The sequence below is a fragment of the Rhizobium sp. 007 genome (assembly GCF_015353075.1).
Lineage (GTDB): Bacteria > Pseudomonadota > Alphaproteobacteria > Rhizobiales > Rhizobiaceae > Rhizobium.
In genome coordinates this window covers 768,764-782,369 of record NZ_CP064187.1, presented here as the reverse complement: position 1 = coordinate 782,369, position 13,606 = coordinate 768,764, and the positions used below count along the sequence as shown (strand labels likewise).

Annotated in this window: 13 protein-coding genes; 8 read left to right on the top strand and 5 right to left on the bottom strand. The window is 62.7% G+C overall.

Annotated elements, in window-relative coordinates; genetic code table 11:
* The first annotated feature begins 77 nt into the window (after nt 1–77).
* From ISN39_RS03765 to ISN39_RS03755, 3 genes are all read left to right on the top strand, one after another.
* Nucleotides 78–407 carry a hypothetical protein gene (locus tag ISN39_RS03765; protein WP_194729224.1) on the top strand — a complete coding sequence of 110 codons (330 nt, stop codon included), beginning with the start codon at nt 78–80 and terminating at the stop codon, nt 405–407.
* Nucleotides 408–524: 117 nt separating this feature from the next.
* On the top strand, nt 525–1,826 hold the full coding sequence (locus ISN39_RS03760; RefSeq protein ID WP_074067022.1) for a hypothetical protein: 1,302 nt from the start codon (nt 525–527) through the stop codon (nt 1,824–1,826).
* The gene (locus ISN39_RS03755) at nt 1,823–2,626 is read left to right on the top strand and encodes a hypothetical protein (RefSeq protein WP_194729223.1); all 804 of its coding nucleotides are present in this window, start codon (nt 1,823–1,825) and stop codon (nt 2,624–2,626) included. Before ISN39_RS03760 ends, ISN39_RS03755 begins: the two co-directional genes overlap by 4 nt.
* A gap of 61 nt (nt 2,627–2,687) precedes the next feature.
* Here the strand turns inward: ISN39_RS03755 and ISN39_RS03750 are convergent, their stop codons facing one another.
* Together ISN39_RS03750 and ISN39_RS03745 are read right to left on the bottom strand one after the other, a co-directional pair.
* Entirely contained in the window at nt 2,688–3,008 is a 321-nt protein-coding gene (locus ISN39_RS03750) for a DUF2613 domain-containing protein (RefSeq protein ID WP_039844293.1), read from the bottom strand.
* A gap of 74 nt (nt 3,009–3,082) precedes the next feature.
* A complete protein-coding gene (locus tag ISN39_RS03745; protein WP_022714476.1) occupies nt 3,083–3,232 on the bottom strand; it encodes a hypothetical protein in 150 nt (49 codons plus the stop codon).
* A 743-nt stretch (nt 3,233–3,975) separates the two neighbouring features.
* Between ISN39_RS03745 and ISN39_RS03740 the strand changes: the two genes are divergently transcribed.
* Complete coding sequence (locus ISN39_RS03740) at nt 3,976–4,707, top strand: sulfite exporter TauE/SafE family protein (RefSeq protein ID WP_194729222.1); 732 nt, start codon at nt 3,976–3,978, stop codon at nt 4,705–4,707.
* 359 nt (nt 4,708–5,066) lie between these two features.
* On the opposite strand, the gene ISN39_RS03735 is transcribed toward ISN39_RS03740, so the two are convergent.
* Nucleotides 5,067–5,408, bottom strand: coding sequence for a nuclear transport factor 2 family protein (locus ISN39_RS03735; RefSeq protein WP_194729221.1), 342 nt, complete (start codon nt 5,406–5,408; stop codon nt 5,067–5,069).
* Between the two features lie 167 nt (nt 5,409–5,575).
* Here ISN39_RS03735 and ISN39_RS03730 point away from each other — a divergent pair, with 167 nt between their 5' ends.
* The gene (locus ISN39_RS03730; protein ID WP_194729220.1) at nt 5,576–6,805 is read left to right on the top strand and encodes an MFS transporter; all 1,230 of its coding nucleotides are present in this window, start codon (nt 5,576–5,578) and stop codon (nt 6,803–6,805) included.
* Nucleotides 6,806–6,958: 153 nt separating this feature from the next.
* Here the strand turns inward: ISN39_RS03730 and ISN39_RS03725 are convergent, their stop codons facing one another.
* Complete coding sequence (locus ISN39_RS03725; protein WP_194729219.1) at nt 6,959–9,052, bottom strand: catalase; 2,094 nt, start codon at nt 9,050–9,052, stop codon at nt 6,959–6,961.
* Between the two features lie 442 nt (nt 9,053–9,494).
* On the opposite strand from ISN39_RS03725, the gene ISN39_RS03720 reads away from it, so the two are divergent.
* Together ISN39_RS03720 and ISN39_RS03715 are read left to right on the top strand one after the other, a co-directional pair.
* On the top strand, nt 9,495–10,778 hold the full coding sequence (locus ISN39_RS03720) for an adenylate/guanylate cyclase domain-containing protein (RefSeq protein ID WP_194729218.1): 1,284 nt from the start codon (nt 9,495–9,497) through the stop codon (nt 10,776–10,778).
* A gap of 36 nt (nt 10,779–10,814) precedes the next feature.
* Complete coding sequence (locus ISN39_RS03715) at nt 10,815–11,381, top strand: hypothetical protein (protein WP_246763274.1); 567 nt, start codon at nt 10,815–10,817, stop codon at nt 11,379–11,381.
* A gap of 36 nt (nt 11,382–11,417) precedes the next feature.
* Here ISN39_RS03715 and ISN39_RS03710 read toward each other — a convergent pair whose 3' ends face one another.
* A complete protein-coding gene (locus ISN39_RS03710; RefSeq protein WP_194729217.1) occupies nt 11,418–12,311 on the bottom strand; it encodes a branched-chain amino acid aminotransferase in 894 nt (297 codons plus the stop codon).
* Between the two features lie 251 nt (nt 12,312–12,562).
* Here ISN39_RS03710 and ISN39_RS03705 point away from each other — a divergent pair, with 251 nt between their 5' ends.
* Entirely contained in the window at nt 12,563–13,603 is a 1,041-nt protein-coding gene (locus tag ISN39_RS03705) for a zinc-dependent alcohol dehydrogenase family protein (protein WP_194729216.1), read from the top strand.
* Nucleotides 13,604–13,606: the final 3 nt, after the last annotated feature.

Sequence of the window (13,606 nt, the reverse complement as noted above, 5' to 3'; positions counted from 1 at the left end):
TGGCTTCGGTGACAAAAATCGCCCATCATCGGCATATAACCGCGCTTGCGGCAGACACCACGCCCAAGGAAACCAAGATGCAGAGGAATAATATCCGCCTTTACGCAACGATCCTCCTTTTTATGACGGCAGGTAGTGCACTTGCCTCCTCCGACGAGGCATGGAAGGAATTTGCCGCGGATGTGGAGGCCAAGTGCAGGCAAGCGGCGGCCGGATCCATCGCGGATGCAAGGGCCGTCGTCGATCCGATCGGCAGCGCGCATTATGGGCTGGCGCTGGTCACCGGCAGGCCGAAAGGCGCCAACGGCTTCGTCACCCATATCTGTGTCTACGACAAGCAATCGAAAGGCGCGGAAATCGGCAGCGAACTGGACACGCAGACGCTCAACCTGCTGCCGGAAGAGTAAGGTGCGGCGCCTGCCCGGGCGTACCTCCTGCGGCGTAAGCGATCCGCTGCTTTTGCGGGCCTTGTTTTCGCCGGGATTTTAATGGTTTCTTAAGAGAATACCACCGGGAGGAAAGCCATGGCGCTCGGCGCATCCCATCGCCTGCAGGACGGCATCGACGCCGTCGAAACAATGACGCGTTTCGCGCTCGCCGTTCTGGCGCTCGCGTCGGGCGTCTACACCTATCTCGGCGTGCGCAGCATCCTCGACGGTTCGGCAACGGCCGTGTTCTTCGCCGCCCTCATCTATTCCAGCGCGGTTTCGGTGGCGATCTATGCCTTCTGGACCTATATGGCGCGCTTCTATCCGCATGTGACGGGTGCGGCAGGACGCGGCGCGATGCTCGGCGTCATGGCGCTCGGCTGCGCGATGATCATCGCCATGTCGAGCTGGCTGAATGCGGCTGCCCTTGCAGGATCGGCCGCACTCGAACAGCATCTTGCCGAGACGCTGGAGGATTACACCGCCGACCTCGACAAGGCGCATCAGAACGCGCTTGCGGCCCAGAGCCTGCTGCCGGACATCCAGCGCACGCAGGAGCGCTTCGAGCGGCTGGCCGACCAGGAGCGGGAAACCGGCGCGCTGACGGGCACGACCGGCGCAGGCAGCGTCGTGCAGCTTCTCTCGCAGATGGCCTCGCAGCTGACGGAGCTCGAAAACGGCATCAATGCCTCTCGCGAACGGGTCACCTCGCTCTTCGACGAGGGCCGCAAGCACCTGGAAACGATGCGTACGCTGGTTTCGGCCCCCGGCGCGATCGATCCGCGCGCCGACCAATTCGCCGCCGAAGCCGTCGGGCTTTCCGGCGTCATCACCTCGCTGGAGCAGACATCCATCGCCCCTTCGGTAAAGCGTGCGGCCGAAGACCTTTCGCTCGGCTTCATCGCCCCCGTCGCCGACGGCCGCGAGGTCGATCTCGCCAACCGGCAGGATCAGGTCATGGAGACGATCCGCTCCTCGGTTGCGGCGCAATCCAAGGTGCTGTCGCAGGCAGCCGACCAGATCCTTTCGCGCGAACCGGTCGCCGAGCGGCGGTTCGTGCCCCTCTCCTCTGCCGAAGCGGTGTTGCGCTATGCTTCCGACTTCATCCCGAGCTGGGCCGGCGCAATCTCGATCGATATCCTGCCGGCGGTGCTGGTCTTCATGCTGTCGATCGTCCACTCGACGCTGCGGCGCCAGGAACAGCGCCTGCCATTTGCCGAGCGGATCACCGCGGCGGAGCTTCTGCAGGCGCTGGAGGTGCAGCGGGCCGTCCAGCAGCGCGGCGTCGATCTCGAAGCCGCGCTCACTCAGGCAGAGAAAACGGAAACGCCGGACCAATCGAACATTGCGAGCTTCGATCTCTCCGGGAAGGGACCGAGGAAGGGGCCGCCTGTATGAGGCTGGAAACGGCAGGGCAGCGGCTGAAGGATTACTTGCTTTCCACAGAGGACGGCACGCTGATACGGCACGCCTTCCACGCCCTGCTTGCCGCTGCGATCGTGCTTGCGGTCATCGACTGGCGCGAGATCAGCGCCGCCAACGCCGAGCTGCCGGGCTTCGATCCGGCACAGCCGGAGACCATGCCGGTGCTGCCGCCGGCATTGACGGAGGGTGGACCGCAGGCGCCACCTTCCGAGATCACGACCAGCATCGAGCTGCTCAAGCAGCCGATCCGTTTCGAGCTACAGCCGGGCGGTGTGCTTCTGGCGCAGGGGGCAATCGAGCTCGGCGCTGCCGCCCGCTTCGAACAGGAGATTGCGGCGCGCGGCGAATATGTGAAGACCGTTTCTTTGGATTCGCCGGGCGGCGCCGTCGGCGATGCGCTGGCGATGTCGAAGCTCATTCGCGAACGGAAGATCGGTACCAGGGTGGCAAGCGGCGCGCTCTGCGCCTCGTCCTGCCCGATCATCATGGCCGGCGGCGTGACCCGAGAGGCCGAGGACGGCGCCGTCATCGGCGTGCATCAGGTCTTCAACGGCTCGAAGGAGAAGCTTTCGCCGGAGCGCGCCATGTCGGAGGCGCAGCGCACGACCGCCGGCGTCACCCGCCATCTCGGCGACATGGGCATCAAGCCCGGCCTCTGGCTGCATGCGATGGAGACGCCACCCGACCGGCTCTACTATCTGACGCCGGAGGAAATCAAGAAATTCGCGCTAGCGACGACGCCGGAGAAGGTGGCAACCCGGAAAGCAAAATAAAGCCGGGGCGACATTTCGTCCCGGCTTCGTCAATCTCAGCGTCTACCGATCGCTGCGCCGCTCAAAAGCTGCTGCGCTCATAGCGGTCATAACGGTCGTAGCGGCCCCAGTCGCGGTCGCGTCGATGGCGCGGGCGCTCCCAGCCCCAGCCCCAACGTGGCGACGGGCGATGCCAGTAGCGCGGCGGCGGCGGACGGTGGAAGCGCGGGCGGCATTCGCCCCAGCGGTTCAGGCGCCATCCGGGCCCGCAGGCATAATCGACTTTCGTGATCGCAGACGGGGCGGCGGTATCGGCACGCGCCGGCGCCATCGGCATCGCTTCGGCGGAAACTGCCGAAAGGCCTCCGATAACGAGCGCTGCTGCCAGCGAGATAATCTTCATTGCGAGTCTCCATAAATCCAGCCGAAGCGAGATTTAGCCGTGCGGTCCTGAACCGATAATGAACTGCCCGTTCATCAACGCTCAGGCGCGGGCAGAACGCGCGAGGTCTTCGCCGGATGGATTTCCGGCCATTTCGAATTGTTCGGCGCCGGCTGACTGCCGATCGCCGATATCGATACGACGATCGCGGTTACGGCCGAGAAAAGCACGAGTGCATGGGTCATAGCTTCCGATCCTCAATGGTTGGTTCCCAGCCACCGGGGCGCAAACTGATGCGGGAGGATGAACGAAAGCCTAAGCGATATGGTTAAGCGCAAAATATTGTAGCAAAATGCCACAAGTCGAATCCATGCGCCAAGGCAACTCATCTCGCGGCGTGAAAGAGAGCCTCTTCCTTCTATTTTCTGCAACCATTGCAGCTTTGGTCTGGTGAAACCCTCGGGGATGAACCCGCAATCAGCGCGACGGGTCATCACGTCGTTAGTTACCCGCCGCCAATGCTGCCCGCCCTCGTGCCAAGTTCTTTTGCGACTGCGGCAGAGGCCTCAAGCGATGCCGCAGCAGCGTCGGCGCATCCTGATGGCCGGCGAGCTTCTTTTGGCTTCGAGAATGAAGCAGTCGCGCTTGTAAAGAGCGATGCGCTTACTGAAGACCGAGCCCTCTTGTTTCGCGCATGACCTTTTCGAAGACGTAGCCGTTCGGTGGCCGTGGAGGCGGGATCGCCCTGCGGCAGGCCCAGGCCGCAAAGATCCGTCAGGAAGAGCGGTCTTTACTGGCCGCCTTCCTGGCCCTGCCAGCGCTTGGTGAACGCTTCGACCGCTTCAGCCACATACGATTCTTCCATTGCTCCAAAGGCGTTATCGCGCGAAACTTGGCGCCTGAAGCAAGCAATTTGCCGGACATTGCGAAAGGAACTTTTCTCGCCTTTTGCGTGTTCCCTTGCGAAGCCGCCAGCTCGGGGAGTTCAATGACGCTTGATTTCTTCTTTTTCGTGCTGGTCGGTTTCTGCGCGCAAATCGTCGATGGCGCGCTCGGCATGGCGTTCGGGGTGCTTTCGACGACGAGCCTGCTGGCGCTTGGCGTGCCGGTCGCCAATGCCAGCGCGATGACACATGTGGCGGAGATCTTCACGACCGCAGCATCAGGCGCATCGCATGTCTATCACCGCAATGTCGACTGGAAACTCGTGGCGCGTCTGGCGCCGGCAGGGATGATCGGCGGGGCGGTCGGAGCCTATATCCTCGCCACTGTCGAAGGCAAGGCGATCGAGCCCTTCGTTTCGGCCTATCTGATCGCCATCGGCCTCGTCATCCTCTTCAAGGCATTCCAGCCGCACTGGCCGCGCGACGTCAAGGACTGGATCGTGCCGCCGGCCGGGCTATGCGGCGGCGTGCTCGATGCGATCGGCGGCGGCGGTTGGGGGCCGATCGTCACCAGCACGCTGGTCAGTCGCGGGCACGATCCGAAGAAGGTAATCGGCTCTACCAGCCTTACGGAATTCGCGGTGACGCTCACCATCTCGCTTACCTTCGTTCTGACGCTCGGCTGGTCGGAACTGCGTTCGGCTGTCGGCCTCATCGTTGGCGGCGTGATCGCCGCGCCGCTCGGCGCGATGCTCGTCAAGCGCCTGCCGGTGAGGCCCTTGATGATCGCCGTCTCGCTCGTCATCATCTCGACGTCGGCGATCCGGTTTTTCTAGGGACGAATGGCGCATGATCAACTACACGACGGTCGGCACTTCCGATTTTAGCGCGAGCCCTAAGATTCTATGGGTCGCTGTTGCCGAAATAAGCCTCGATCAATGCTAGAAAACCTCCGAACTTTGCGTTCGGTTGGCGCCTGGCTCGGGCTGACAACGCGGCGCTACCAGTCAGGCGATGTTGATTATCACGGCCATATCTTGCGACCGCAGATACAACCTGCTCCCGGGCACCGGAGAGCTCTGAAGAAACCATTGCCGCTGAGGGCCGATCCAACCCATCAGTTTAGGCCGCGTTTGCCTGTTGTGCAACACGAGGCTGCCGACTGCCCAGCCCACCTTGACCAAGGCAAATGCGGTCAGACAACCTCACGCCCGAAATAGACCTCCACCGACGCAAGCTTGCCGTCCTTGAAGCGCAGCGCCTCCATGTTACGGAAGGCGGTGCCGTCAGCTTTTTCGGCGCGGTAGCGGACGACGGCCTCGTCGCCGTCGATCGCCAGGAATTCGATCTCCATGCCGCGAAAGAACGGCGGTTCCGGCCAGCAGCGGTCGAAATAGGCGTTGCGGTCGATATGATCGTCACGCGGGCTCGAGAAGGTGAAATCCTCGCTCAGCATGCCGCCGACGATACCCTTACGGCCTTCGACATAGGCTTTGTAAAGGCCCCGCACGGTGTCTTCGCGGGTCGTTGCGGTCATTGCCGCTCTCCTTTTGAAATCAGATTGCGAATTGCAATCAGTTTATAACAAGAAATAGGGCGAAACGCAAATTGCCGGACGGTTCAAGCCCGATCCGTCCTTGGCACCGGAGCCGGCGGGGCGTAAGTTTCCGCTTCTTCCAAACCGGTACCCATAGAGATCCCGACATGACAGAGACGCAGATGGACGCGGCAGATGCGGCGGCCGGGTCCGCCTACTGGAAACGAAACCTCGCGATTTCGCTGACCGGCTCCTTCACCACCATCGTGGCAATGACGCTGCTGCTCCCCTTCCTGCCGCTCTATGTCGCGGAACTCGGCGTCAGCGAGCATGCCGCGATCGTGCAGTGGTCGGGCATCGCCTATGGCGCGACCTTCTTTGCCGCCGCGCTCGTCGCGCCGCTCTGGGGCCGGCTCGGCGATATCTACGGGCGAAAGCTGATGCTGGTGCGCGCCAGCCTCGGCATGACGATCGCAATCTCGCTGATGGGCATGGCGGAGAACGTCTGGCAGCTGGTGGCGCTCCGGCTCTTCGTCGGACTTGCAGGCGGCTACGCCTCGGGCTCCATGGTGCTGGTCGCGACGCAGACGCCGAAGGACCGCTCGGCCTGGGCACTCGGCGTGCTGTCGTCGGGCATCATGGCGGGCAATCTCGTCGGACCGCTGATCGGCGGGGCGCTGCCGCCCATCATCGGCATCCGCGGCACGTTCCTGGCGGCGGGCGGCGTCATCTTCCTCGCCTTCCTGACGACCACCTTCCTGATCAAGGAGGAGAAGTCCCCTGCGCGCAGACAAGCGGCGAAGGCAAGCGGCGGCTGGCGCGCGATACCAGACAAGGGCCCGGTGGTCGCGATGCTGGCGACCGGCCTGCTTCTGATGCTCGCCAACATGTCGATCGAACCGATCATAACCGTCTACGTGGCGCAACTGGTCGAAGACCAGGGACGCGTAACGATGACCGCCGGCATCGTCATGTCGGCGACAGCACTCGGCAGCATCCTTTCGGCGTCGCGCCTCGGCAAGCTCGCCGACAGGATCGGGCATTGGCCGGTGATTGCGGGTGCGCTTGCTGTTGCGGCGCTGCTCCTGATCCCGCAGGCCTTCGTCACCAATTCGTGGCAGCTGATTGCGCTGCGCTTGCTGATGGGAATTGCGCTCGGCGGGCTGTTGCCCTGCATCACCGCCGTCATCCGCCACAGCGTGCCGGACAGTGCCGCAGGCAGCATACTCGGCTACTCCATCTCGACGCAATATGTCGGCCAGGTCGCAGGCCCCGTGCTCGGCGGCTTCGTGGGCGGGCATATCGGCATGCGGGCGGTCTTTCTCGGCACCTGCGTGCTGCTGTTGGCGGGTGCTGCCTATGCGTGGATGGTGCGGCCGAGGGAGAAAACGAGCTAGCTCCATTGGCTGCTTGTGCGTCGCCTACCGCAAGGCTCGAGGGAGCGGCCGCTCATCCGCCCTTCGGGCACCTTCTCCCCCGGGGGAGAAGGTGATTTGACGTGGCGTCCCGGCACTTGTCCATGGCAGGAAGCGCTCCGCGGCGCGACACATCTATGCCAGCATGCGCACATTCGGCTCGCGGTACCAGTAGCGCTTGGCGGCGGCCTCGAAGAAAGCGCCGTCCAACGCGACGACACCTTCGTCGGGTTCGACGCCGGCCCTCTGAAGCAGGGGCAGGGCTTCCGGCGTGTGGCCGATCGCCTTCAGATGCACGAAGGCATTCATCACCCATTGCACGGCGGCACCTTCCTTCAGCAGTATCCCGGTGCCCTCACCGGACAGGAGAACCGCGACCGCATCGAATATCTGCGACGGGGAACCGGCGAGCTGGCCATCGGCCTTGATCGTGCTGCCGTCCGAAAGCCTCGCCTTCCCGACCTTCGGAGCTACGACGAAAGCCGTGGCATTCGCATCCTCGATCGAGTTCACCAGGGATTGCAGGGCGTGAGCGTCACTGCCGTCGGCGATCAGGATGCCGATCTTGCGGCCCTCGATCGTCTGCTTCATGTTTTTCTGGATCGAGAGCGCCGGCGACGGGGGCATGTCGATCGGCTCGCGGGCGGCCGGGTTCTTCTGCGGCAGATCGATGCCGAGGCCTTCGGCGACACGATTGGCAAGCTCCGGATCGACGTTCAGCAGGTTGCCGACCATGCGTGGTGGCACCTGCTTCAGGCCGACCTTGGAAAGCTCGAAGACGAAGGACGAGGCGATATGGGCCTGTTCCGAGTGCGTCTGCGACTTCCAGAACAGCCGCGCCTGGCTGTAGTGGTCGGCAAAGAGCTCGGCGCGGATGCGCAGCTTGTCGCCCTGCTCCTCTTTTCCGGACGCGGCGCTGAATGTCGGGAAGCCGGTGACGGGACATTCGCGCGGCCCGCCTCCCTCGCCATGCGCGCCAAGGCTGTTCGGCTCGTAATTGGCTCGACCCGTCGGCACGTTCATCTGCATCTGCCCGTCACGCTGGAAGTTCATGACCGGGCATTTCGGCGCGTTGATCGGCAGCTGGTGGAAGTTAGCGGTGCCGAGGCGCGATTTCTGCGTATCGAGATAGCTGAAGAGGCGTCCCTGCAGCAGCGGGTCATTGGTGAAATCGATGCCAGGCACGATATTGGCGGGGCAATAGGCGACCTGCTCGGTTTCGGCAAAGAAATTGTCCGGGTTGCGGTCCAGCACGAGGCGGCCGACGATTTTCAGCGGCAGCACTTCTTCCGGAATGATTTTGGTGGCATCGAGCACGTCGTAAGGTTGCTTGCTGGCAAAGTCCTCGTCGAAAAGCTGCAGGCCGAGTTCCCATTCCGGGAAGTTTCCGGCTTCGATCGCCTCGTGAAGATCACGGCGATGGAAATCGTTGTCGGCCGCCTGCAGCTTCAGCGCCTCGTCCCAGACGGTCGATTGGAGGCCGAGCTTAGGCTTCCAGTGAAACTTCACGAAGGTCAATTTGCCCTCAGCGTTCACGAAGCGGAACGTGTGGACGCCGAAGCCCTGCATCATCCGGAAAGAGCGCGGGATGGCGCGGTCGGACATCGCCCACATCAGCATGTGGGTGCTTTCGGGCATCAGGGACGCCCAGTCCCAAAAAGTGTCATGGGCGCTGGCGGCCTGCGGATAGGCGCGGTCAGCCTCCATCTTCACCGCATGGACGAGATCGGGAAACTTGATGGCATCCTGAATGAAGAAGACCGGGATGTTGTTGCCAACCAGATCCCAATTGCCTTCCTTCGTATAGAACTTGACCGCAAAGCCGCGCACGTCGCGCGGGGTGTCGACCGAACCGGCGCCGCCGGCGACCGTCGAGAAGCGCACGAAGACCGGCGTCTTCTCGCCCTTGCGCTGGAAGAGATCGGCCTTGGTGATGCCGGAAAGGCTTTCCGTCAGCTCGAAATAGCCGTGCGCTGCCGAACCACGGGCATGCACGATCCGCTCCGGAATGCGCTCGTGATCGAAATGGAAGATCTTCTCGCGCAGCACGAAATCCTCGAGCAGCGTCGGGCCGCGCGCACCCGAGCGCAGGCTGTTCTGATTGTCGGAAATGCGGATGCCCTGATTGGTGGTCAGATGGTCGAGGCCCTCGTGCGGGCCTTTTTCCGGAATATGCTGATGCGTCTCGCCGCCATTGCCGCGGCTGGTGTCGAACGGGTTGTCGGACATGATACGTCCCTCATTTTGGGGTGATAGACGCCAAACGAGGACAGTGGCCTAATGTTCCTGAAATGACGGTCGGATAAGGCGAAAGGCAGTCTAGCCGCCGGACTCGGCCCATAGTTGGCGCTGGCGCACCGTCCGCCTACGCGCGAAGCGGACACTTGGAACGAATGTGGGCCGAGCTCGCCCCGCGTGCAGGAAGCGGCGAGACGCGCATGGTTGCGCCCGACCTAACTTGATCGCGATCGAAGGCGCTCAGCTTCTCTGGATAGCGGCCGCGTCATTGATTAAGTGAGATAGCGAGAGTAAGTTTTTGGGTGGCAGTAGGTGTCGGATGGGCGGCGTGAGTGCTTCGCCACGGCAAGGCCCGAGAACAACACCGGATGATCGACAAGAGCGGAGCCGCGCCCGCCCGATCTGAACGGGCGGGCCATTTTGGCCTCGCACAATGGAGGGCGCCGGCATGGACTTCCCTCTACCTGACAACGAGGCTGAACGCTTGGCCGCGGTACGGGCCTATGATGTTTACGGCACCGACCCGGAAGCCGGATTCGACGATCTCACCGATCTCGCCGCCCTGATTGCCAGTGCCCCGATCGCGATGGTCAACATCGTCGGCGACACCAAGATATGGCTCAAATCCCGTCACGGCGTTCCTCCCGGCATTGAAGAAGTGCCCCGCAGCGGCGTCTGCTGCGCCTATGCACTCTGCCGTAGCGACATGCTGGTGGTTCCCGACACCCGCGCCGACGATCGCTTCAAGGCACTGCCGTTCATCGCGACTGAACCCTTCTTCCGCTTTTATGCAGGCATGCCGCTGATCGATTCAGGCGGCCATGCGCTGGGCACGCTCTGCATCTTGGACCTCACCCCGCGCGAGCTCGCCTTCGAGGCTGCCGAAGGCATCCGTCGCCTCGCGCGCCAGACCATCGCCCAGCTCGAACTGCGCCTGAGGATGGCCGAGGTGCTGCGCTCGCAGCAGGAACTGGCCGCTGAGAAGCAGCGCGCGGACAGCCTGCTCCTCAACATCCTCCCACTCAAGGTAGCCGCGGAATTGACAGAGAAGGGCTCGGTCGAGCCCCGCCACCACCCTTCGACGACGATCCTCTTTACGGACTTCGTCGACTTTACCAAATCAGCCGTTGAACTCTCCCCTCGGGAGTTGGTCGATGACCTCGACATGTACTTCTCCGAGTTCGATAACATTGTCGCGCGACATGGGCTGGAGAAGCTCAAGACCATCGGTGACTCCTACATGTGCGCCGGCGGTCTGATGCAGGGCCGCAAGGACCATGCGATCCGCAGCTGCCTTGCTGCTCTCGAGATTCGACGCTTTGTCGTGGCGTCGAACCAGCGCTGGGCCGCGGTCGGGCAGCGGCCCTGGCACCTCCGCGTCGGCCTGCATACCGGCAGTGTGATGTCCGGCGTCGTTGGCCGGAAGAAGTTCGCCTACGACGTCTGGGGCGACGCTGTGAATATCGCGGCTCGTATGGAGAGCACGGACGAAGCAGACCGGGTGAACATCTCCGAAAGCACCTACCAGCACGTAAAATCATATTTCGACTGCACCCCGCGAGGTGCCCTTGACGTGAAAAACAAGGGTAAGATGACGATGTATTTCCTCGACCGGCTGAAACCGGAATATGCCGCGGATGCTGCGGGCGTGGAGGCGAACGAGCATCTGAGGAAAACTCTCGCCGGTACTTCGGTCACTTGGTCGCTGCACGGATAGACCGCGCTCCCAGAGGAACTCACGATGAGGCGTCACTTGCGAATCCTGGCTGCGTTGCTGACACTGTCACTCATCAGTGCCGGACCGGCTGACGACGGACGTTTCTATGCTGGGGATTATTCCTTCTCCGATGAGCTTGGCGGCTTCCGCATCCTGTCAGTTACAGGCTCAGGTACAAAAGCCGATCCAATCGAAATCCACGAGGAACTTAACTCGGCCAGCCCCGTCACTCTGGTGATTAGGGCCGCAAGGCCAATTCAACATCACGGGTTTCCTGAGGGCGCCTTCCACCTGCGCGTTGTCACTCTCAACAAGAGCGGATTGGCCTGGATCGAGTTCGAATTCGAACTTCAAGAGATCCTTGGCAAACCGAGCGACTTTTATGACGGTCTGTCATTTGATCAGACCAACCCCAATCCGGACCTCATTTCGTCCAACCGGTTTGCCCGTTTCGAGAACCACTTCGAGAAATTCGACCGGCTGCGCTTCGCCAGCGGTCACGTTGATCCCCTCGATCGACCGGCATTTGGCTTTTTTATCACTGACGTCACGCCGGTTACCGAGTTCTACTTGGTGCAGGATCCGCGCGTACCTTTCTCGTGAGACTGCAACGGTTCGCACTCCCCTGCGCGCGGATCGCTACTCGCCGCTTTGGCTATGGCTGCGCCCGTTGGCCCAATCCATGTAGAGATCGAGCGCCTTGCGGGTGACCGGGCCGTCTTCGAAATCGCGGCCGTCGAGGCGGTTGACGCCGACGATCTTTGAATAGTTGCCGCTGGTGAATATCTCATCGGCATTCATGAAGTCTTCGACCGAGAGCGTCACCTCGCGCACGTCGAATCCTGCCTGGTCCAGCAACCCCATGACGCGGGCGCGGGTGATGCCGGCGAGGAAAGTGCGGTTGGCAACCGGCGTGAAGACCACGCCGTCCTTCACCATGAAGATATTGGAGGATGCCGTTTCGGCGACATTGCCGTTCAGGTCGCGCATCAGGGCATTGTCGAAGCCGCGGCTTCGCGCCTCGGCGATCGCGCGGCCGCTGTTCGGGTAGAGCCCGCCCGCCTTGGAATCCGTCGTCGCCGTTTCCGGCGACGGGCGGCGGAAGGGCGAAACGGTCAGCGACGAACCGCTATGGCCGCCCATCGGCGCTTCGAAAAGGCAGAGCGCAAAGCGGGTCGATTCCGCATCGACGGAGACGACGCTGCCCGGCGAACCGTGCTCGCCCCAATACATCGGCTTGATATAGATCGGCGTCTTGCCATCGAACTTCTTGATGCCTTCCCAGGCGAGCGCCTCGATCTCCTCGGCCGTCTTGATGGGCTTCAGCCCCATATTGACGGCTGAGCGGTTGACACGCTGGCAGTGCAGGTCGAGGTCCGGCGCGATGCCATCAAACCAGCGGGCACCGTCGAAGACCGTGGACGCGAGCCACATGGCATGCGAGGTCGGGCCGATCAGCGGCGGGTTGCCGGCAAGCCACTCGCCCTCGACATGGGTCCAAGTGGTCGTGCGGGGCGATGTATCGACGGGCATGATCTTCTCCTTCCAAAGCCCGAGAAGCAAAATCCTTCCCGGCAGGCAGGGTCAAGCGGAAATTCGGTCGCTCAAGCGGGACGCACGAAAAATGCCGCAACCGCCCATATCGCCGCAACAATCATGCGCGTTCGCCCGCATGAAAGCGATGGGTCCATCAGCGAAAATGATCGAACGGAGTGTTGGAACCGCAGGCTCCCGCGTGGCATCATGGCGGCGGAATCTCAAACAAAAGAGCTGGAGGCCGTCCGATGAAAGCCATGTATTACGAAGCCTTCGAGCAGACACCCGACATTCGCACGGTGCCCGACCCGACGCCGACCGAGGACGGCGTCGTCATCGCCATCGGCGCGACCGGCCTTTGCCGCAGCGACTGGCACGGTTGGATGGGACATGATCCGGATATCTGCCTGCCGCATGTGCCGGGACACGAGCTTGCGGGCAAGATCGTCGCCACAGGCAAGGGCGTGGTGCGCTTCAAGGCGGGCGACCGGGTGACCGTGCCGTTCGTTTCCGGCTGCGGCCATTGCAGCGAATGCCACTCCGGCAATCAGCAGGTCTGCCCGAACCAGTTCCAGCCCGGTTTCACGCATTGGGGCTCGTTCGCCGAATATGTCGCGATCGACTATGCCGACACCAATCTCGTGCATCTGCCCGACAGCGTCGACGATGCGACGGCGGCGAGCCTCGGCTGCCGCTTCGCCACCTCCTTCCGCGCCGTTGCCGACCAGGCACGCACCGGCCCCGGCGAGTGGATCGCCATCCATGGCGCGGGCGGCGTCGGCCTCTCGGCGATCATGATCGCCAGCGCGCTCGGCGCCAATCCGATCGCGATCGACATTTCGGAGGAGAAGCTTGCCTTTGCGCGCGAATGCGGGGCGGTGGCGACGATTAATGCGGCGGCGGTTGCCGATGTCGCGGAAGCCGTGCGCGAGATCACCAAGGGCGGCGCGCATGTTTCGATCGACGCGCTCGGCCATCCCGTGACCTGCTTCAACTCGATCAAGAACTTGCGCCGCCGCGGCCGCCATGTGCAGATCGGCCTGATGCTCGGCGAATATGCCACGCCGCAAGTCCCGATGGCGCTGGTGATCGGCCATGAACTGGAAATCTACGGCAGCCACGGCATGCAGGCATGGCGCTACGACGCCATGCTCTCCATGCTTGCCGCCGGCAAGATCGCGCCGCAGAAACTGATCGGCCGGACAATCAGCCTGGAAGAGGCTGTGCCGGCGCTGATGGCGATGGACCGGGCGGAAGGAACCGGGATCAGCGTCATTACGCGGTTTTGAATG

Bases quoted from the DNA above. Each gene is read 5' to 3' on its own strand.
- ISN39_RS03765 (WP_194729224.1), top strand. From the start codon at position 78: ATGCAGAGGAATAATATCCGCCTTTACGCAACGATCCTCCTTTTTATG.
- ISN39_RS03760 (WP_074067022.1), top strand. From the start codon at position 525: ATGGCGCTCGGCGCATCCCATCGCCTGCAGGACGGCATCGACGCCGTC.
- ISN39_RS03755 (WP_194729223.1), top strand. From the start codon at position 1,823: ATGAGGCTGGAAACGGCAGGGCAGCGGCTGAAGGATTACTTGCTTTCC.
- ISN39_RS03750 (WP_039844293.1), bottom strand. From the start codon at position 3,008: ATGAAGATTATCTCGCTGGCAGCAGCGCTCGTTATCGGAGGCCTTTCG.
- ISN39_RS03745 (WP_022714476.1), bottom strand. From the start codon at position 3,232: ATGACCCATGCACTCGTGCTTTTCTCGGCCGTAACCGCGATCGTCGTA.
- ISN39_RS03740 (WP_194729222.1), top strand. From the start codon at position 3,976: ATGACGCTTGATTTCTTCTTTTTCGTGCTGGTCGGTTTCTGCGCGCAA.
- ISN39_RS03735 (WP_194729221.1), bottom strand. From the start codon at position 5,408: ATGACCGCAACGACCCGCGAAGACACCGTGCGGGGCCTTTACAAAGCC.
- ISN39_RS03730 (WP_194729220.1), top strand. From the start codon at position 5,576: ATGACAGAGACGCAGATGGACGCGGCAGATGCGGCGGCCGGGTCCGCC.
- ISN39_RS03725 (WP_194729219.1), bottom strand. From the start codon at position 9,052: ATGTCCGACAACCCGTTCGACACCAGCCGCGGCAATGGCGGCGAGACG.
- ISN39_RS03720 (WP_194729218.1), top strand. From the start codon at position 9,495: ATGGAGGGCGCCGGCATGGACTTCCCTCTACCTGACAACGAGGCTGAA.
- ISN39_RS03710 (WP_194729217.1), bottom strand. From the start codon at position 12,311: ATGCCCGTCGATACATCGCCCCGCACGACCACTTGGACCCATGTCGAG.
- ISN39_RS03705 (WP_194729216.1), top strand. From the start codon at position 12,563: ATGAAAGCCATGTATTACGAAGCCTTCGAGCAGACACCCGACATTCGC.